This is a genomic window from Streptomyces sp. NPDC059454 (genome assembly GCF_042749965.1).
Taxonomy (GTDB): domain Bacteria; phylum Actinomycetota; class Actinomycetes; order Streptomycetales; family Streptomycetaceae; genus Streptomyces.
In genome coordinates this window covers 1-18,267 of record NZ_JBHYVC010000097.1, presented here as the reverse complement: position 1 = coordinate 18,267, position 18,267 = coordinate 1, and the positions used below count along the sequence as shown (strand labels likewise).

The 18,267-nt window shown below is 71.2% G+C and carries 19 protein-coding genes; 7 read left to right on the top strand and 12 right to left on the bottom strand.

The features are described from left to right. Positions 1-50: 50 nt before the first annotated feature. The 10 genes from ACFXAE_RS34950 to ACFXAE_RS34905 form a co-directional block, all read right to left on the bottom strand. Positions 51-1,421: a cytochrome P450 gene (locus ACFXAE_RS34950; RefSeq protein ID WP_384723322.1), complete on the bottom strand. Its 1,371-nt coding sequence runs from the start codon at positions 1,419-1,421 to the stop codon at positions 51-53. Then, on the bottom strand, positions 1,418-2,503 hold the full coding sequence (gene cyc1 / locus ACFXAE_RS34945; RefSeq protein ID WP_384723319.1) for an epi-isozizaene synthase: 1,086 nt from the start codon (positions 2,501-2,503) through the stop codon (positions 1,418-1,420). Before cyc1 ends, ACFXAE_RS34950 begins: the two co-directional genes overlap by 4 nt. Before the next feature lie 219 nt (positions 2,504-2,722). After that, positions 2,723-3,373: a peptide deformylase gene (def, locus tag ACFXAE_RS34940; protein WP_384723316.1), complete on the bottom strand. Its 651-nt coding sequence runs from the start codon at positions 3,371-3,373 to the stop codon at positions 2,723-2,725. Between the two features lie 149 nt (positions 3,374-3,522). After that, positions 3,523-4,503 carry a tetratricopeptide repeat protein gene (locus tag ACFXAE_RS34935; protein WP_384723313.1) on the bottom strand — a complete coding sequence of 327 codons (981 nt, stop codon included), beginning with the start codon at positions 4,501-4,503 and terminating at the stop codon, positions 3,523-3,525. A 102-nt stretch (positions 4,504-4,605) separates the two neighbouring features. After that, positions 4,606-5,907: an HD-GYP domain-containing protein gene (locus ACFXAE_RS34930; RefSeq protein ID WP_384723310.1), complete on the bottom strand. Its 1,302-nt coding sequence runs from the start codon at positions 5,905-5,907 to the stop codon at positions 4,606-4,608. Further along, a complete protein-coding gene (locus tag ACFXAE_RS34925; RefSeq protein WP_384723307.1) occupies positions 5,904-7,304 on the bottom strand; it encodes an HD-GYP domain-containing protein in 1,401 nt (466 codons plus the stop codon). Before ACFXAE_RS34925 ends, ACFXAE_RS34930 begins: the two co-directional genes overlap by 4 nt. Positions 7,305-7,449: 145 nt before the next feature. Further along, on the bottom strand, positions 7,450-7,761 hold the full coding sequence (gene rsrA / locus ACFXAE_RS34920; RefSeq protein ID WP_384723304.1) for a mycothiol system anti-sigma-R factor: 312 nt from the start codon (positions 7,759-7,761) through the stop codon (positions 7,450-7,452). Further along, positions 7,758-8,447 carry an RNA polymerase sigma factor SigR gene (sigR, locus tag ACFXAE_RS34915; protein ID WP_384723325.1) on the bottom strand — a complete coding sequence of 230 codons (690 nt, stop codon included), beginning with the start codon at positions 8,445-8,447 and terminating at the stop codon, positions 7,758-7,760. The genes rsrA and sigR overlap by 4 nt, the downstream gene beginning before the upstream one ends. Before the next feature lie 256 nt (positions 8,448-8,703). After that, positions 8,704-9,345 carry an alpha/beta family hydrolase gene (locus tag ACFXAE_RS34910; RefSeq protein WP_384723301.1) on the bottom strand — a complete coding sequence of 214 codons (642 nt, stop codon included), beginning with the start codon at positions 9,343-9,345 and terminating at the stop codon, positions 8,704-8,706. A gap of 1 nt (position 9,346) precedes the next feature. Next, a complete protein-coding gene (locus ACFXAE_RS34905) occupies positions 9,347-10,162 on the bottom strand; it encodes an SOS response-associated peptidase (RefSeq protein WP_384723298.1) in 816 nt (271 codons plus the stop codon). 64 nt (positions 10,163-10,226) lie between these two features. Between ACFXAE_RS34905 and ACFXAE_RS34900 the strand changes: the two genes are divergently transcribed. From ACFXAE_RS34900 to ACFXAE_RS34885, 4 genes are all read left to right on the top strand, one after another. After that, positions 10,227-10,949: a M50 family metallopeptidase gene (locus ACFXAE_RS34900; RefSeq protein WP_384723295.1), complete on the top strand. Its 723-nt coding sequence runs from the start codon at positions 10,227-10,229 to the stop codon at positions 10,947-10,949. 155 nt (positions 10,950-11,104) lie between these two features. Then, positions 11,105-12,421 (top strand): 3-phosphoshikimate 1-carboxyvinyltransferase, encoded by a 1,317-nt coding sequence (gene aroA, locus ACFXAE_RS34895; RefSeq protein WP_384723292.1) that lies wholly within the window; start codon positions 11,105-11,107, stop codon positions 12,419-12,421. 9 nt (positions 12,422-12,430) lie between these two features. Continuing rightward, positions 12,431-13,441 carry a ribosome small subunit-dependent GTPase A gene (gene rsgA / locus ACFXAE_RS34890; protein WP_384723289.1) on the top strand — a complete coding sequence of 337 codons (1,011 nt, stop codon included), beginning with the start codon at positions 12,431-12,433 and terminating at the stop codon, positions 13,439-13,441. 119 nt (positions 13,442-13,560) lie between these two features. Beyond that, positions 13,561-13,884, top strand: coding sequence for a multidrug efflux SMR transporter (locus ACFXAE_RS34885; protein WP_030860215.1), 324 nt, complete (start codon positions 13,561-13,563; stop codon positions 13,882-13,884). Positions 13,885-13,890: 6 nt separating this feature from the next. Here ACFXAE_RS34885 and ACFXAE_RS34880 read toward each other — a convergent pair whose 3' ends face one another. After that, positions 13,891-14,502 carry a TetR/AcrR family transcriptional regulator gene (locus ACFXAE_RS34880; RefSeq protein WP_384723286.1) on the bottom strand — a complete coding sequence of 204 codons (612 nt, stop codon included), beginning with the start codon at positions 14,500-14,502 and terminating at the stop codon, positions 13,891-13,893. A 127-nt stretch (positions 14,503-14,629) separates the two neighbouring features. Here ACFXAE_RS34880 and hisN point away from each other — a divergent pair, with 127 nt between their 5' ends. Both hisN and ACFXAE_RS34870 read left to right on the top strand, forming a co-directional pair. Then, on the top strand, positions 14,630-15,430 hold the full coding sequence (hisN, locus tag ACFXAE_RS34875; RefSeq protein ID WP_384723283.1) for a histidinol-phosphatase: 801 nt from the start codon (positions 14,630-14,632) through the stop codon (positions 15,428-15,430). A gap of 170 nt (positions 15,431-15,600) precedes the next feature. Continuing rightward, entirely contained in the window at positions 15,601-15,999 is a 399-nt protein-coding gene (locus ACFXAE_RS34870; protein ID WP_384723280.1) for a cyclic nucleotide-binding/CBS domain-containing protein, read from the top strand. Between the two features lie 69 nt (positions 16,000-16,068). Here the strand turns inward: ACFXAE_RS34870 and ACFXAE_RS34865 are convergent, their stop codons facing one another. Then, positions 16,069-17,520 (bottom strand): catalase, encoded by a 1,452-nt coding sequence (locus ACFXAE_RS34865; RefSeq protein WP_384723277.1) that lies wholly within the window; start codon positions 17,518-17,520, stop codon positions 16,069-16,071. A gap of 144 nt (positions 17,521-17,664) precedes the next feature. Between ACFXAE_RS34865 and ACFXAE_RS34860 the strand changes: the two genes are divergently transcribed. Beyond that, the gene (locus ACFXAE_RS34860; protein ID WP_004983642.1) at positions 17,665-18,081 is read left to right on the top strand and encodes a Fur family transcriptional regulator; all 417 of its coding nucleotides are present in this window, start codon (positions 17,665-17,667) and stop codon (positions 18,079-18,081) included. Positions 18,082-18,267: the final 186 nt, after the last annotated feature.

Sequence of the window (18,267 nt, the reverse complement as noted above, 5' to 3'; positions counted from 1 at the left end):
CGCTGGTCCGGGCCCCCGCGCGCCCCACCCCCCCCCCGCCGCGCGGCCGGTCAGCGGGGCACCGCCCGCAGCATCAGGCCTCGCGGCCGGAGCGTGATGCCGATCCGGGGCCGGGCGTCGGAGCCGGGCACGTGGTCGAAGCGGTAGGCGGAGGCGACCACCGCGGTGGTGAGCGTGAGTTCGGCCATCGAGAAGTGGTCGCTGGGGCACTTGCGGTTGCCCACGCTGAACGGACTCATCGCGTACTTGGGCACGTCCCCCGCCCGCTCCGGGAGCCAACGGTCGGGGTCGAACTCCTCGTGCCGCTCGTACGACCGCCGGTCGCGCTGGATCGCGTACGGACTGTAGATGACGTCCGCCCCCCGGGGAATGCGGTATCCGCCGAGTTCCGTGTCGGCCACCGCGCGGCGGGTCAATATCCATACGGCCGGATACAGCCGCAGGGTCTCGACGACGACATTCGCGGTGTACGTCAGCTTTCGGACGTCCTCGAATGCGACCGGGCGGTCGCCCACGACGGCTTTCACCTCGTCGCGGATCTTGTCGCCGAGTTCCGGGTGCTCGGTGAGAACCAGGAGGAGCGACATGATCGTGGCTCCGACGGTTTCACTGCCGGGAGTGAGTATGGCGATGACCTGGTCGTGGATCTCCTGTTCCCCTATGGGCTCACCATTCTCGTCCTTCGCCTCCAGCAAAGACGTCAGCAAATCGTTCGGCTTTTGACCACTCGCCCGCCGGTCGGCGACGATCTCGTCGACCAGGACATGCAGATCGGCCAGCGCGCGGTTGAATTCCCGATTGGCCGGAAATGGAACCTTGTAAAGCGGTCCGAGCGGTACCACCATGCGCTGGTACATGCCGCTGAACAGCGTGGCGAGGTCGGCGCAGATGCGCTCCGCCCCGGCGTCCATGGAGCTGCCGCGCATCAGGCAGCGGGCGGTCACCCGGACGGCCACGCGGAACGACTCCGCCGTGACGTCCAGCACCTCTCCGGAGCGCCAGCGCTCCACGAGCGCGTACGCCTCCTCCGCCATGATCGGCCCGTACGCGGGGATCGCGTCGAGCTTGAACGCGGGCTGGATGGTGCGGCGCTGACGCCGGTGCAGCGGGCCGTTGGCGGTGGCGACGCCCTCCTTGCCGAGCAGGCCCTCCAGGGACTCCCACAGCGGTCCGGCGATGATGTAGTCGGGGCTCAGCGCCACCGCCCCGGTGAGGGCGGGGGTGGTGACGGCGTACACCGTCTTCGGTCCGAGTTTGAGGCGCACGACGTCGCCGTGGTCACGCAGCCGGGACATGAAGGACAACGGATCGCGCGCCAGTTTCCAGCCGTGGCCGAGGACGGGGACTCCCCCGCCGGCCACGGGGGGCTCGCGCAGTCCGGTCGCCTCCGCCGTTCGGGGGTCCACGGATTCGAGGGTCATGACTCACCTGCCGTTTCGTTGTTGACGTACGGGGGTGTGGACCGGTCGTCCCAGCTGTCGACCCGGTACCGGCCGGACTCGTGGTGGAACCAGTAGACGGAGCTGAACCAGTTCCGCATGTTGCCGACGCAGGCGCGTACGGCGGCACTCGTTTCCTTTCCTCCCACCGTGCCGTCGTCGAGGGCGTCCGCACAGCGCAAGGCGTCCCTTTCGGCGTCCTGGAATTCGCTGATGCATTCCTCGACGCGACGCCTTATGTCCGCGATTGCTTCTTCGAGTGTGAGTTCCTCGTGGGTGATGAGACTGATGCCGAGATTGTGCACCTCACTGCCCGCTATTTCCTTCGGAAGTGAACACAGGTCGTTGTACCAGGCGGCGAATTCCTGACTGAGCAGTGCCGCCTTCCGATAGGCGGGGTTCTTTCGCACCTCGTCCGGTAGTTCACTGCCCGCACTCGGCTCCAGGAGATCGGTCCAGATCCAGTGCGCGAAGGTGAGCCGACGCAGTTCCAGGTATTCCTCGACGGTGGGGACGATCCCCTCCGTGCGGTTGTGGAATTCCCGGTCGTACGCCTCGATCACCTCGTGGAAGTGCCGGGCGAACCGGGCGTTCCAGCCGCCCGGCAGGAACGCGTACAGCCGCTCCACGCTGTCCGCGAGCCCCGCCACCACAGGATCCTCGTGACCCAGGTGGTCACCGGGGCTGTCGAGGGCCCGGTGCAGCCGGTCCTTCAGCCGCCGCCAGGCGGCGGGGCGGCCGTGCACGATGTCCCGGTCGTGCCGGTCGTCCCAGACGAAGAACCACGCGCTGTAGTCCGCTATCGCCTGCAGGACGTCGTCGGGGGCGCCTATGTAGTAGCCCGCCATGAGGTCGGTGTAGCACAGGCCATCGGCATATTCCTCCACCTTGTCCGCCGGCATGAGCCGCTTTTCGAGCAGCCACGCCCTGGTCGCCTTCTGAAGCCGAGGCCAATACGGGTGGAGTTGCCGGGGAAACGCCGCCTCGATCACCGGAAGAGACAGCGCCGGTGGAACCGCGATGGTGGTCGGTGTCGATGTGGTGCCGTGTGACAAAGCATGCACGAACAATCCCCTCTCTGCCGCCGGTTGGCGCGCCCCCGCCCCGAGCCGGGCGCACGCCGTGCGTGTCCCCGCACCTCCATTCAGCACCACAACTGACCGTTCTGGGAACGGATTTGCTTCTTTCGCTCCTACGGAGGCCGCACAGACGAACGGCGCCCGATCGAGAAAGTGCTCGATCGGGCGCCGTCGACGGGGAGACGGAAGGGCTCCGGAGGCCGGTCAGTCGTTGGCCACCACGGGGTAACGCGGCTCGTTCTCGGCCATCTGCCGCAGCGCGTCCTTGCGTTCACGCTTGGACAGCCGGTCGATGTAGAGGTAGCCGTAGAGGTGGTCGGTCTCGTGCTGCAGACACCGGGCGAAGTAGCCGGTGCCGCGTACCCGGACCGGGTTGCCCTTCTCGTCCTGGCCGGTCACTTCGGCGTAGTCGGGGCGGGCCAGCGGCATGTACGCCGTGGGCACCGACAGGCAGCCCTCGTTGCTGTCGTCCAGCCGGCGCCTCTCGGCGGGCAGTTCGACCGGCTTGGGGTTGCAGAGCACACCGACGTGCCGCACCCCCTCGTCGTCCGGGCAGTCGTAGACGAAGACCTTCCTGTCCACACCGATCTGGTTGGCGGCCAGGCCCACGCCCTCGGCGGTGCGCTGACTGGCGAACATGTCGGCGACCAGCTGCTGGAGCTCGTCACCGAAGTCCGTCACGTCCTTGCACTCCTGGTGCAGCACCGGGTTGCCGACCACGGTGATCGGACGCGAGGCGCCGCGCTCCCGCCACGCCGTCTCGCGCTCCTCGCAGTCCTCCGTGTCGATGACGTACCCCTCGTCGTCGACGGGGAGCACGCCCGCGTGCTGCTGATCGGTGTCCTGCTGAGCCATGACCGACGTGTGCCTTCCTGGAAAAACAAGGGTGTGATGCTGATACAGGGTACGGGGAAGCGCCCCCTGAGGAGCGCGGGACCGTGCCTGTGCGCGGCTCCGTCGCGTGGGCGCGACCGGCCATGACGGACCCGCGCTCGACAACGCCCCTAACAGACCTCTTCAAGGTCCCGCCAGTCCCGCGAGTCCGGACTGTCCGCGACCCACCCGTCCAGCAACCCCCGGACCAGGGAAGCCGGCGCCGCGACGCCGCACTCCCGCTCCGGCACCCACAACTGCCCGTCCGTACGGTGCCCGAGCGGCCCGGGATGCCCCGGCTCGCTGTGATCGTGCGGGTCCAGGTGCTCACCCTCCCCCTCGTCGGACGGCATCCGGGACTCCGAGCACATCCGGCACAGCAGCCGTACGGAGGACGACCAGTCCTCGGCAGCGAACCCGGCGTCGGAGGCCAGCTGCTCCAGCGCGTCCCGGTCGGCCTCGGTCGCGGCCTCCAGCAGCACCACCCAGGTCGGCACCGGCGAGGGCGCCCACAACTCGATCTCGTCGAACACCGGGTAGGTGTGCCCGGCGGCGGTGCTCCGCTCCCCGTGCGGCACGCCGTCGTGCAGGACGACCTCGCCCCAGCGGCGCCCGGAGGACGGCAGCGGAATGGACAGCACCTCGATCCGGGCGGGGTCGAGGCGCCGCCCCCACACGACCTCCGCCTCCCCCTCCGGGGACAGCCGTACGGCCGCGCTGCCCAGGTTCATGCCGAGGGGCTCGCCGGAGTCGGTGGCCGGTCCGGGCACCTTGAGTCCGTAGGCCTGCCAGGCCCGCCGGGCCAGCGGCCAGTCCTGCAGGGCGGTGGCGGCGATGCCCACGTTCCACCAGTCGGGAGCCCCGGTGTCGCGGTCGAGCAGCGCCACGGCCCGCAGACCCGCCGCCCGCGCCTGCTCCCAGTCGTGCCGGAACTTGTGCAGCAGCGCGAGGTTGAACCAGGACTCCGACAACCAGGGCTCCAGATCGGCGGCACGGGTCAGCAGCGCGCCCGCGTCCTCGTACCGGCCGTCGCCGATGAGCGTGAACGCACGGTCCGTGGCCTGCCGCCAGGAGGCGGAGGGCCGGTGCCGTCCCTTGCCGAAGATCCTCACGATTCCCGCCTGCCAGTTCCGTCGGTGGGCTGGCTGTACCTGTCCGCGCCCCCGGACACCCTCTCCTTCGCATCCAACCACGTACGGCCATGAGGACGCTCATTACCCATGGGTTACCCAGCCTCGGCCGGGGTCAGACAGTCCCGTTCGCGGCCCTCGCCACGCTCGGCCTCCGTGCTCACGTGTCCCCTCCGTGTTCCGTGACAACACCCGGACCAGTGCTTCGACCACCTCCGGCGCGTACTCCCCGGCGGTTCCCAGGCGCAGTTCCTCCAGCGCGGTCAGCGGCCCGCCGGGCCCTCCTTCCCTGGACTTCTCCTCGTACGCGTTGGCCACCCGGACAATACGTGCGGCGAGCGGCTGCTCCTGGTGCGGGTCGGCCTGGCGTTCGACGATCGCAGCCACGCGCGGGTCCACCCCGGTCTGGCGCACCACGGCACCGCCGAGCAGCGCGATCCGCCGCTGTTCGGTGACCGGCAGGACGGCGGTGGCGCCGTCGGGGACCGGGTCGACGAGGCTGAGCTGACCGATGTCGTGCATCAGGGCGGCGTACTCCAGCACGGTCAGTTCGGGTTCGGTCAGCCCCAGGTCCCGGCCCACCGCCCGGCTGAGCGCGGCGACCCGGCGGGCGTGCCCCGCCGGGGTGTATCCGGCGATCTCGGTGGCCCGCGCGAGGGAGGTGATGGTCTGCCGGTAGGTGGCACGCACGGCGGCGTACCGCCGGTAGGAAAGCTGGGCGAGCAGCAGGGGTACGGAGAAGACGGGCAGCGCCCACAGCCCCACGACCGCGACCCCGAGCGCCATCACCGCGCCCGTGGCGATGACGGCGGTCCCGATACCGGGCACGGCCCGCAGTTCGTCGCGCAGCGCCGGCAGGAAGGGCCATCCGGTGCGGGAGTGGGCCAGCGCGGCGGTGAGCACGGCGTCACACAGCGCGGTGAGGGACAACAGGGCGAGCAGGAGCAGCGCGTGGGCGGGGCCTCCCCAGCCGTCGAAGGCGCCCCGGTTGTACAGCGGCTGGAAGCACACGGCGGCGAACCCGACGCTCAGCACCCTGCGGGCCGACGGGTCGAGGGCGGGGCCTCCACCACGCCCGACGTGCGGCACGCTGCCGAGCAGGGACGCGGCGAGCACCACGGTGACGACCTGGGCGGCGCCGTGGTGGGTGGGCCGCCCCGCGGTCTCACCGAGCAGCGCGTACGCCAGTGAACCCGCGGCGGCGAGCGGCGCGGCCTCCCTGATGCGTGTCCTGTTGCGCCGGGTGAGCTCGCCGACGGCGATGAGCACTCCGAAGGCGAGGGCGGCACCGCGTTCCTCGATGCCGTTGTAGAGGGTGGCACCGAGGGAACCGGCGGCGAGGACGGCGGCGCACAGGTGTACGACGGTATGGAGCCGGGGCCTCATCGGCGCGCCCCGGGCCGGCCGGCGACCGGTGCGGCGGGTCCGGGCACGGCGGTGGACCGTACGTCGCCGGTGGCCGGCCGGGGGTCGTCGGCGGTCACCGCCGGATGCCAGCCGGCCCGGCCGATCGCCCGTACCAGCGCGGCCACCATCCGCGGGTCGAAGTGGGTGCCCGCGCACCGCCGGAGTTCCTCCAGCGCCACGGACACGGGCCGCGCCCTGCTGTAGGAGCGGGTGGAGGTCATCGCGTCGAAGGCGTCGGCGACGGCGACCACCCGTGCGGACTCGGGAATCCGACCGCCCGCCAGGCCGTAGGGGTAGCCGGTGCCGTCCAGCCGTTCGTGGTGGTGCAGCACCGCCGCGCGGGCCTCGCCGAGGAAGGAGATCCCCCGCACCATCTCGTGCCCGTACTCGGGGTGCAGTTCGATCACCCGGCGCTCCTCGGGGGTCAGCGGGCCGTTCTTGGTGAGCAGCCGGGTGGGCACGCCGAGCTTGCCGACGTCGTGCAGGATGCCCGCGAAGCGGAGCACCTCGACGCGCTCGTCGTCCATGCCGAGTTCCCGCGCGATCATCATGGACGCCCGTCCGACGCGTTCGCTGTGCCCGCGCGTGTAGCCGTCCTTGATGTCGACGGCCTGGACGAGGGCGCGGATCGTCGCCTGATGGGCGGCCCGCTCCCGGTGGTACTGGGCGAACGCCCACCAGGAGACGCCCATCGGCAGCAGCACGAGCAGCGCCGCCACGGGACCGTAGGGGCTGCGCCACAGCAGCGCCATCATGAGTCCGGCGAGACCGTGCACGGTGATCGGTGCCAGCGACCCGAGAAACAGCCGCCACCAGGCGGCCGGCGCCGAGATCCGCCTCCCGCGCGGGAGCACGCCGGGCGCCGACGCCGGAATGCCGCCGTCCAGCAGGGTGAGCACCAGGCAGAACACCAGCACCGCGGCCCCGGCCGTGCCGAGCGCGCCCGGGACGTCGCAGTCCGCCACCGCGTCCCGGCCGCCGACCGCCAGATGGACCCGGCTCGCGGCCCACACGGCGAGCACCAGCCGGCCGGCCCGCCAGAGCCTGCGCGCCAGGTACGGGCGTTGTTCCACGGGGAGCAGCAGCGCCCCGGGGAGCGCGACCAGCACCGCGGCGGACGGTGGCAGCAGGAAGGCCCCGGCGAGCAGGACGGGGTGGAAGGTTCCGCCCGGGTGCGGGGCGGCGGCCGGACGCGACCGGACGAGGCGCTCACAGCCCGCATACACCGCGGCGAGCAGGGCGACCGCCCACCAGGAGAAGCGGACACCGCCCGGCGGGGACACCGGGACGAAGGGGACAAGGGACAACGGACAGAGCAGGCCCAGCACGGTGACACAGACGACATACGCGCGGGCCCGCGCCGGTAACGCCTCCATGAACCCTCCCCCGACCGTGCCCGCCGGCACTCGACCTGGCACTCGCCAGGCACTGGAGCCTAGGGCGGCGGGGTGTGCCTCCACGGGCCGATAACCCGCGGATTAGCACGTTCGAGTGACACAGGGGCCGGGGAACCGCGGGGTGTCAGGACTCCTGCGGTGCGGCCGGCGAGGCCGTGATGTCCTGGTCGGGGACGGTCTGACCGGAGCGGATCAGGTCGAGCCGGCCCATGACCTTGGAGCGCAGGTCGCCCGGCACGTCGTCCTGCCCGCAGCAGCGCTTGACCAGCTTCTTCACCGCCTGCTCGAGCCCGTACTTCTCCAGGCACGGCGAGCATTCCTCGAAGTGGTGCTCGAACTTCACGCAGTCGGAATCCGGCATCTCACGGTCGAGGAACTCGTAGAGATGATCGAGGATTTCGCTGCAATCCGTCTCGTGCGGCTCTCCGCAGCTCATGACCCCGAGCCTTTCGCTTCGTTCGACTCCCCGGCGCCGGCCGGGACCAGTCCGCGCTCGCGCGCGTAGTCCTCCAGCATGCCGCGCAGCTGACGGCGGCCACGGTGCAGCCGGGACATCACCGTACCGATGGGTGTCCCCATGATGTCCGCGATCTCCTTGTAGGCAAAGCCCTCCACATCGGCGAGGTACACCGCGATGCGGAACTCCTCGGGGATCGCCTGGAGTGCTTCCTTGACGTCCGAGTCGGGCAGGTGGTCCAGCGCCTGCGACTCCGCGGAGCGCAGACCTGTGGACATGTGCGACTCGGCGCGTGCGAGCTGCCAGTCCTCGATCTCCTCGGCCGCGCTGCGCTGGGGTTCACGCTGCTTCTTGCGGTACGAGTTGATGAAGGTGTTGGTGAGGATCCGGTACAGCCACGCCTTGAGGTTGGTGCCTTCGCGGAACTGGTGGAAGGACGCGTACGCCTTGGCGTACGTCTCCTGCACCAGGTCCTCCGCGTCGGCCGGGTTGCGCGTCATGCGCAGGGCGGCCGAGTACATCTGGTCGAGGAACTCGAGCGCGTCCCGCTCGAAGCGCGCGCTGCGCTCCGCGGTCGACTCCGCGCCCGTACCGCTGCCCTGGCCCTCGGGCTGCTCCGCCTGGCCGTGTTCGGTCCCTGCGTCGGTACCGGGAACCGGACCCACCTCCTCCAGAGTTGTCGTGAGACCGAAGGCGGCCTCACCCGAATCGGAGGATAGACGACGATCCGGTCCGCCCGCCGCCCGAATGGGGGCGGTCCTGGCCGCGTGCAGCACCGTCCAGTCCAGGTCGGCGCGGGCGCTGCGGCTCGGGCAGAACGTGGAACCCATGCGGCGGACTTCCTCTCCTACGACGGCGGTGCCGTTGACCGGCACATACGTCCCTCCCAACAGCGGAGGCCGCCCGGGCATTCCCGGCGCCTCAGCCGAGCGTGCCGGTCCACCGCACGACCGCGTCCGTGACCATCGCCACGGCCTCCTCCTGTGTGAGGTCCGCCCGCTTGGGGACGGCGAAGCCGTGGTCACCGCGGGGGACCTCGACCAGTTCGTACGTCCCCTCCGGGAACTCCGCGGGCCTGCCGAACGGGTCGTTGCCGCCCTGGACGACGAGTGTGGGCACCCCCGCGCCGAGCAGTTCGCCGGCGCGGGACTTCTCGGGCCTGCCCGGCGGATGCAGGGGGAAGCTCAGGGCGAGTACGGCGTGGGCGCCGAGCTCCACGGCGGTGCGGCAGGCGACGCGGGCGCCGGCGCTGCGCCCGCCCGAGACCACCGGCGGGCCCGGCTTCGCCAGCGCGGGCCAGATGCCGCGCCAGCCGGTGTCGAGGGTCTTCGGCGCGGGGGCCACCTTCTTGCCGGCCACCCGCCAGGGCTGTTCGACCAGGGCGACGGTCACGCCGTGCGCGGGCAGTTCGGCGGCGAGCGCCTTCAGGTCCCGGGCCTCGATGCCGCCGCCGGCGCCGTGGCCCACCGCGAGGACGAGGCGGGCGCGGTCACGTGCGTGGTGCCAGGTGACGCGGGCGGGGCCGACGTCCGTCTCGACGGTCTCGGTCGTGTCGGAGGTCATGTCAGAAGAGTGTGCCCTCTTCCGGCGCGGCCAGCTCGGTCAGCAGTTCCGGTCCGTTGTTGCGGACGCTGCTGACGGCCGTGGCGACCGGGTAGGCGCGCATCAGACCGGGGGGCGGCGGGGCGAGCAGTTCGCGCAGTTCGGCGGCGTCCGTGCGGGCGGGGTCCAGCCAGGCGTCCCAGCGGTCCGGCGTGAGCATCAGCGGCATCCGCGGGTGGATCTCGGCGAGGGTGCGCGGGCCGTCCGCCGGGGCCACGGCGAGCGGGCTGCTCTCCGCCTCGGTGGTGATGACGGAGCACGTCGCCCACCAGGCCTGTGGATGGTCGTCCGGCAGCGTCCTGTCCCGCCAGAACTCGTACAGCCCGGCCATGGCGAACACCGAACCGTCGGCCGGGGTCACGAAGTAGGGCTGCTTGCGGGGCCGCTTCTTCTTCCCTTCGGCCTCCAGTTCCCGCTCCTGCTTGCCGGTGACCCACTCGTAGTAGCCGTCGGCGGGCAGGACGCAGCGCCGGGTGGAGAAGGCGCGGCGGTAGGACGGCTTCTCGTGGACGGTCTCCGCGCGGGCGTTGATCATCCGGGCGGCGCCCTCGGGCGTCTTGGACCAGGAGGGCACCAGGCCCCACTTCAGCTTCCGCAGCTGCCGGACCGGGCGCGGGTCCGCCGCGTCCCTCAGGGCACGTTCGAGTACGGCGTAGACCTCCTTGGTCGGCGCCACGTTGAAGTCGGGCTCCAGGGTCTCCTCCGGCTCCCACTTCTCGATCTCGAAGATTCCCGCGAGATCCTCGGGCCTGCGACTCGCTGCATACCGTCCGCACATACGTGCAACACTGCCAGACTCCGTACGCCCAGGCAGAGGGAGCAATCGGAAACAGATGGAAAGCATGGTCAGTACCGCGTCCGCCTCACTCGCCTCCCTCTGGGACGAGGTCTCCGGCACCCAGCCCGACCCGGATGTGTGGGTGGTCGTCGCCACCCTGGTCGCCGCGGCCGCCGTCGTCGTACCGCAGGGGCTGTGGCGGCTGTCCCGGAACGCCGTCACGATCGCCCACGAGGGCGGGCACGGTCTGGTGGCGCTGCTCACCGGCCGCACACTGACGGGGATACGTCTGCACTCGGACACCAGCGGCCTGACCGTCAGCCGCGGAAAACCGCACGGTATCGGCATGATTCTCACGGCCGCCGCCGGCTACACCGCTCCCCCGCTGCTGGGCCTGGGCGGTGCCGCGCTGCTCGGCGCCGGCCGCATCACGCTGCTGTTGTGGCTGGCCACGGCGCTGCTGGTGGCGATGCTGGTGATGATCCGCAACGCGTACGGGGCGGTGTCGGTGCTCGTCGCGGGCGGCACGTTCGTCCTGGTGTCCTGGCTGACCGGGCCCCAGGTGCAGGCGGCGTTCGCGTACGCCGTGGTCTGGTTCCTGCTCCTGGGCGGAGTGCGCCCGGCCTTCGAGCTCCAGGCCAAGCGGTCACGCGGCGGCGCGGGTGACTCGGACGCGGACCAGTTGTCGAGGCTGACGCACGTCCCGGCGGGGCTGTGGTTCTTCCTGTTCCACGCGGTGTCGCTGTGCTCGCTGATCGGCGGCGGCAGGTGGCTCCTGGGGCTGTAAGGGCCCACGGCTCCCTTCAGCGAGGGCTGCCGGCAACCCTCTGGGGGCGCGAGGATGTATCGATATGCGGCTCCGCCGCGTGGGCGCGACCAGCCGGAACGGACCCGCAGCCGACAAGCGGCCTGCACAGCCCCCCTCCTTATAGAGTGGTCCCCATGGCCCGAAACCCCGCGCACACCGCCCTCTGGCCCGCCCCGCACGCGAGCGGAGCCGTCGACGCGACGGTCCACGTGCCCGGGTCCAAGTCGGTCACCAACCGTGCCCTCGTCCTCGCCGCCCTCGCCTCCGAGCCGGGCTGGCTGCGCCGCCCGCTGCGGTCCCGCGACACGCTGCTGATGGCGGGTGCGCTGCGCGCCATGGGCGTCGAGATCGAGGAAGGCGTGGGCCCGGACGGCACCGGCGAGGCCTGGCGGGTGCTCCCCACGGGCCTGCGCGGCCCGGCCACCGTCGACGTCGGCAACGCCGGCACGGTGATGCGGTTCCTGCCCCCGGTCGCCGCGCTGGCCGACGGCCCCGTCCGCTTCGACGGCGACCCGCGTTCCTACGAGCGTCCCCTGAACGGCGTCATCGACGCGCTGCGTCACCTGGGCGCCCGGATCGACGACGAGGAGCGCGGCGCGCTGCCGATGACCGTGCACGGCGGCGGCGCCCTGGACGGCGGCACCGTGGAGGTCGACGCGTCCTCGTCCTCCCAGTTCGTCAGCGCCCTGCTGCTGTCCGCGCCGCGCTTCAACCAGGGCGTCGAGGTCCGCCACACCGGCGCGACGCTGCCGTCCCTGCCGCACATCCGGATGACCGTCGACATGCTCCGCGCGGTGGGCGCCCAGGTCGACACCCCCGAGTCGGGCGGCGAACCGAACGTCTGGCGGGTCACGCCGGGTGCCCTGCTGGGCCGGGACCTGACCGTCGAGCCGGACCTGTCCAACGCCCAGCCGTTCCTGGCCGCGGCGCTGGTGACCGGCGGCAAGGTCGTCGTTCCGGACTGGCCGGCCCGTACCACCCAGCCCGGTGACCGGCTGCGGGAGATCTTCACCGAGATGGGCGGCTCCTGCGAGCTGACCGAGTTCGGGCTCGTGTTCACCGGCTCCGGGTCGGTCCACGGCGTCGACGTGGACCTCGGCGAGGTCGGCGAGCTGACGCCCGGCATCGCGGCCGTGGCGGCACTCGCGGACTCCCCGTCGACCCTGCGGGGCGTGGCCCACCTCCGGCTGCACGAGACGGACCGGCTGGCCGCGCTGACCAAGGAGATCAACGAACTCGGCGGCGACGTCACCGAGACCGCCGACGGTCTGCACATCCGCCCGCGCCGGCTGCACGGCGGGGTCTTCCACACCTACGAGGACCACCGCATGGCCACCGCCGGCGCGATCATCGGCCTCGCGGTCGAGGGCGTGCAGATCGAGAACGTGGCGACCACGGCGAAGACCCTGCCGGACTTCCCCGAGCTGTGGACCGGGATGCTCGGGGCGTAGGGGTTCACCATGCGCCGCTACGGCAAGCACACCGACGAGGACGACATCCGCTCGCGCCCCAACCGCAAGGGCAACCGGCCGCGCACCCACATCCGGCCCAAGCACGAGGACGCGGCCTCGGGCCTGGTCCTCACCGTCGACCGGGGCCGGCTGACCTGCCTCGTCGACGACCGGATCGTGCTGGCGATGAAGGCCCGTGAGCTGGGCCGCAAGGCGGCGGTGGTCGGCGACCGGGTGGCGATCGTGGGCGACCTGTCCGGGAAGAAGGACACGCTCGCGCGGATCGTGCGGATCGAGGAGCGCGCGTCGGTACTGCGCCGCACCGCGGACGACGACGACCCCTACGAGCGGGTCGTCGTCGCCAACGCCGACCAGCTCGCCGTCGTCACCGCCCTCGCCGACCCCGAACCCCGCCCGCGGCTGATCGACCGCTGCCTGGTCGCGGCGTACGACGGCGGTCTCGAGCCGCTGCTGGTGCTGACCAAGTCGGACCTCGCGCCGCCGGACAAGATGCTGGAGCTGTACGGCGACCTCGACATCCCGTACGTCGTGACCAGCCGCGCGGAACTGGAGAGCGGCGAGGCGGCGGACCGGGTGCTCGAGCAGCTGGACGGCCGGATCACCGCGTTCGTGGGGCACTCCGGGGTCGGGAAGACGACCCTGGTCAACGCGCTGGTGCCGGAGGAACGGCGGCGTACGACCGGACACGTGAACGCGGTGACCGGGCGGGGGCGGCACACGACGACGTCCGCGCTGGCGCTGCCGCTGTCGGGTGCCGGGGGCTGGGTGATCGACACTCCGGGGGTGCGGTCCTTCGGACTCGCCCATGTCGACCCGTCCCGGGTGATCCACGCCTTCCCCGATCTCGAGTCGGGCACGGAGGGCTGTCCGCGCGCGTGCAGTCACGACGAGCCGGACTGCGCGCTGGACGCGTGGGTGGCCGAGGGGCACGCGGATCCGGCGCGGCTGTACTCGCTGCGGCGGCTGCTGGCGGCGCGGGAGCGCACGGAGGGCGACTGACCTCCACGGTGTTTGTCGTGGCCTCCGGACGGTAAGTGCATAATCGCACCGAGCCGGACCCGAACCCGTCGAACCTGACGAAGCGGTCACTGTACGTGGGGAATGCGGGAGGACGACACATGGCGTGGCTGCTGGTCATCGTGGCCGGGTTGCTCGAGACCGGCTTCGCCGTGTGCCTGAAGCTGTCGCACGGCTTCACCCGGCTGTGGCCGACCGTCGCGTTCTGCGCGTTCGCGCTGGGCAGCTTCGGGCTGCTGACGCTGGCGCTGAAGAAGTTGGACGTGGGACCCGCGTACGCGGTGTGGACGGGCATCGGCGCGGCGGGGACGGCCATCTACGGGATGGTGTTCCTCGGGGACCTGGTGTCGACGCTGAAGATCGTGTCGATCACGTTCGTGATCGTCGGCGTGATCGGGCTGCAGCTGTCGGGGTCCGCACACTGAATCCCGCTACGGCACCACCGGGAGCCGGTGCAGGACGCCGCGCACCAGGTCGGCGATGCCGTTGCCGGCCGGGGGCGCGGCGACGCAGGACAGGGCGAGGCGGACCACCAGTTCGCAGGACCGGGCCAGGTCGGCGATGTCGGACCGGGGGACGCCGGGGCCGGCCAGGACGGCGACGGCACGGTCGCGGACGAGGGCGACGAAGTCGGCGGGGGAGGGCAGCGGGCCGTCGGCGCGGCGCTGCGCGGGCACGGCGGAGCCGGACGCTACGGCCGCGAGGCCCGGGGCGGGCAGGCGTTCGCCCCAGCAGCCGGTGAGCATGGCGCGGACCAGGGCGTTCTCACGGGCGCTGGCGGTGGTCCACTCGGCGGTCGCGGTCAGCCGGTCGCGCGGGTCCACATGGCCGGTGAGGGCGCGGTCGACGCCGGCGAGGTAGCCGTCGGCCTCCCTGCGGACGAGGGCCCGGGCGAGTCCGTCCTTGCTGCCGAACTCGTTGTACAGCGTCTGGCGGGAGACTCCGGCCGCGGCTGCCACGTCCACCATCCGCACCGCGGACCACGGGCGACGCGCCAGTGCCGTGCAAGCGGCGTCCAGCAGGGATTCCCGCGCTGCAGGCATCTTCGCCTCCCTCGGGGCGAGCGGCCGGTCCTGCGGTCAGGTTTGACGCGCCGTCGGGCACTGTCAAGGGTTCTCGGGCCCCGCCCCCGGTAGCCCCGCACCGACCTCGGCAGATACCGTTCGTTGCATGCCCGACTACCTCGACGACCTGCGTCTCGCCCATGTCCTGGCGGACGCCGCCGACGCCGCGACGATGGAACGGTTCAAGGCTCTCGATCTCAAGGTGGAGACCAAACCGGACATGACGCCGGTGAGCGAGGCGGACAAGGCCGCCGAGGAACTCATCCGCGGCCACCTCAAGCGCGCCCGCCCGAGGGACGCGGTCCTGGGCGAGGAGTACGGGGTGGAGGGCACGGGACCCCGGCGCTGGGTGATCGACCCGATCGACGGCACCAAGAACTACGTGCGCGGGGTTCCCGTGTGGGCCACGCTGATCTCCCTGATGGAGGCCGGCGAGGGAGGCTTCCAGCCGGTCGTCGGCGTGGTGTCCGCCCCCGCCCTCGGCCGCCGCTGGTGGGCCGCGCAGGGGCACGGCGCCTTCGCGGGCCGCAGTCTGTCGTCGGCCTCCCGGCTGCAGGTCTCCCGCGTCTCCGAGCTCTCCGACGCCTCCTTCGCGTACTCCTCGCTCAGCGGCTGGGAGGAGCAGGGCCGCCTTGACGGCTTCCTCGACCTCACCCGTGAGGTGTGGCGCACGCGCGCGTACGGCGACTTCTGGCCGTACATGATGGTCGCCGAGGGGTCGGTGGACCTGTGCGCCGAGCCGGAGTTGTCGCTGTGGGACATGGCGGCCACCGCGATCGTGGTCGCGGAGGCGGGCGGCAGTTTCACCGGACTCGACGGCCGTCCGGGACCACACAGCGGCAACGCGGCCGCGTCGAACGGGCTGCTGCACGACGAGTTGCTGGGGTACCTCAACCAGCGTTACTGAGCGGCACGGGGTGAGCGTGCGCGCCCCCGATCGGCCGCACGCGCCCTCTTGTTGACCCCCGCTTTGCCTGCCACTCTGGGAGTCCCCCCACTTGTGAACTTGTGAAATCGCGAACGAACGGGCTCCCAGGCCCGTGTCCTCGCGTTTTCCGGTAGGAGGTGGCTCCATCCATGCTCGTCCGTGACGCCATGAGCACCGTGGTCCTCACCATCGGCCCCGCCCACACCCTTCGCCAGGCCGCCGCCCTGATGTCCGCCCGCCGGGTGGGCGCGGCCGTGGTCCTCGATCCCGACGGCACCGGCATCGGCATCCTCACCGAGCGGGACGTACTCAACTCCGTCGGGCTCGGCCAGGACCCCGACACCGAGCGCGCCCACGCCCACACCACCACCGACGTCGTGTTCGCCGCCCCGTCCTGGACCCTGGAGGAGGCCGCTGTCGCCATGACCCACGGCGGTTTCCGCCATCTGATCGTCCTCGACCGGGGAGGACCCACCGGCATCGTCTCGGTCCGCGACATCATCCGCTGCTGGGCGCCGGAGCGGCGGGCCCAGCAGGTACCGGCGTAGTGACATGCGAGACGGGCCGGACCCCGAGGGGGTCCGGCCCGTGTTTCGGCAAGCGGTCCAGCGCTGGTATCAGCCGCGCAGGGCCTGGACCGCGGCCTCCAGCCGCTTGCCGAAGTCCTCGTCCGCCTGACGGAAGTTGTTGATCGCGCGGTCGGCGATCTCGTCACGCGTGACCCCGGAGATGGCGTTCGCCAGGTTGTTCACCAGGCGCTCCTTCTCCTCCTCCGTCATCAGCCGGTACAGGTTGCCCGCCTGCACGAAGTCGTTGTCCTCGGCGTGGACGGGCGTGACCGTCTCACCGGTGACGCCGGTCACGGCGACGGGCTGCCACAGCGGACGCCCCGTCTGGGTCGGGCCGCCGAAGCTGTTCGGCTCGTAGTTCTTCGCACCCTTGTGGCGGCCGTCGTACAGGTAGCCGTCACGGGAGTTGGTGCGCGCCTCGGTGGCGTGCGGGCGGTTCACCGGCAACTGGTCGGCGTTGATGCCGATGCGGTAGCGCTGGGCGTCGCTGTAGCCGAAGAGGCGGCCCTGGAGCATCTTGTCCGGGGAGGGACCGATGCCCGGCACGAAGTGGGCGGGGCTGAAGGCGGACTGCTCGACCTCGGCGAAGATGTTCTCCGGGTTGCGGTTGAGCTCCAGCTTGCCGAACTCGATCAGCGGGTAGTCCGCGTGCGGCCAGACCTTGGTCAGGTCGAACGGGTTGAAGCGGTACGTGGCCGCCTCGGCCGCCGGCATCACCTGGACGTAGACGGTCCAGGACGGGAACTCGCCGCGCTCGATGGCCTCGCGCAGGTCCCGCTGGTGGGAGTCGGGGTCCTTGCCCGCGAGGATCTCGGCCTCCTCGGCGGTCAGGTTCTTGATGCCCTGGTCCGTCTTGAAGTGGTACTTGACCCAGAAGGCCTCGCCGGCCTCGTTGTTCCACTGGTAGGTGTGCGAGCCGAAGCCGTCCATGTGGCGGTACGACGCCGGGATGCCGCGGTCACCGAACAGCCAGGTCACCTGGTGCGTGGACTCCGGCGACAGGCCCCAGAAGTCGAAGACGTTGTCCGCCTCCGTCGAGCCCGTGTACGGGTCGCGCTTCTGGGTGTGGATGAAGTCCGGGAACTTGATCGCGTCCCGGATGAAGAACACCGGGGTGTTGTTGCCGACGAGGTCGTAGTTGCCCTCCTCGGTGTAGAACTTCAGCGCGAAACCGCGCGGGTCGCGCACGGCGTCCGCGGCGCCCAGGTTGCCGGCCACCGTCGAGAAGCGCAGGAAGGTCTCCGTCTGCTTGCCGACCTCGGAGAGGAACGCGGCCCGCGTGTACCGCGTGACGTCGGCGGTCACCGTGAAGGTGCCGTAGGCGCCGGCGCCGCGGGCGTGCACCACACGCTCCGGGATGCGCTCACGGTTGAAGTGGGCCAGCTTCTCGATGAGGAGCTGGTCCTGAACGAGGACCGGGCCACCGACGCCCGCGGTCTCACTGTTCTGGTTGTCGGCAACCGGGGCACCGGCCTCCGTAGTGAGCGGTCCCTGCGTCACGTGCGCCTCCTGCGTCATTACTGACCAACCTGTGCCTTGGCCAATTCCGATCCCGATCCTACAATGGACAATGTCTAAGTCAAGTAAAGCTCCAAAGTCACACCCGTTCGGGATTCTCGTCCCCCTGCTGTTAGGCTGGTGCCTATGAGTGACCTTCTGGAACGGCTCCGTGGACGTGGATGGCGGATGACCGCACAGCGCCGTGTCGTGGCCGAGGTCCTCGACGGCGAACACGTCCACCTGACGGCCGACGAGGTGCACGCCAGGGCCGTCGCCAAGCTGCCCGAGATCTCCCGCGCGACCGTCTACAACACCCTGGGCGAGCTGGTCTCGCTCGGCGAGGTGCTGGAGGTCGCCACGGACAAGCGGGCCAAGCGGTACGACCCCAACGCCCACCGCCCGCACCACCACCTGGTGTGCGCGCAGTGCGGCGCGATCCGCGACGTCCACCCGACCGGCAATCCGCTGGCCGACCTCCCCGACACGGAGCGCTTCGGCTTCACGGTCTCCGACGTCGAGGTGACGTACCGCGGAGTCTGCCCGAACTGCGCGGCTGCGTAACGGAGCCTCCCATGTACGGGCGAGAGCCCCGGCACCATCTGGTGCCCGGGGCTCTTTCTCGTGCGCGACGGCAAACGCCGAGGGCCGGAACCCTGTCGGATTCCGGCCCTCGGCCTTCAGTAGCGGGGACAGGATTTGAACCTGCGACCTCTGGGTTATGAGCCCAGCGAGCTACCGAGCCTGTCT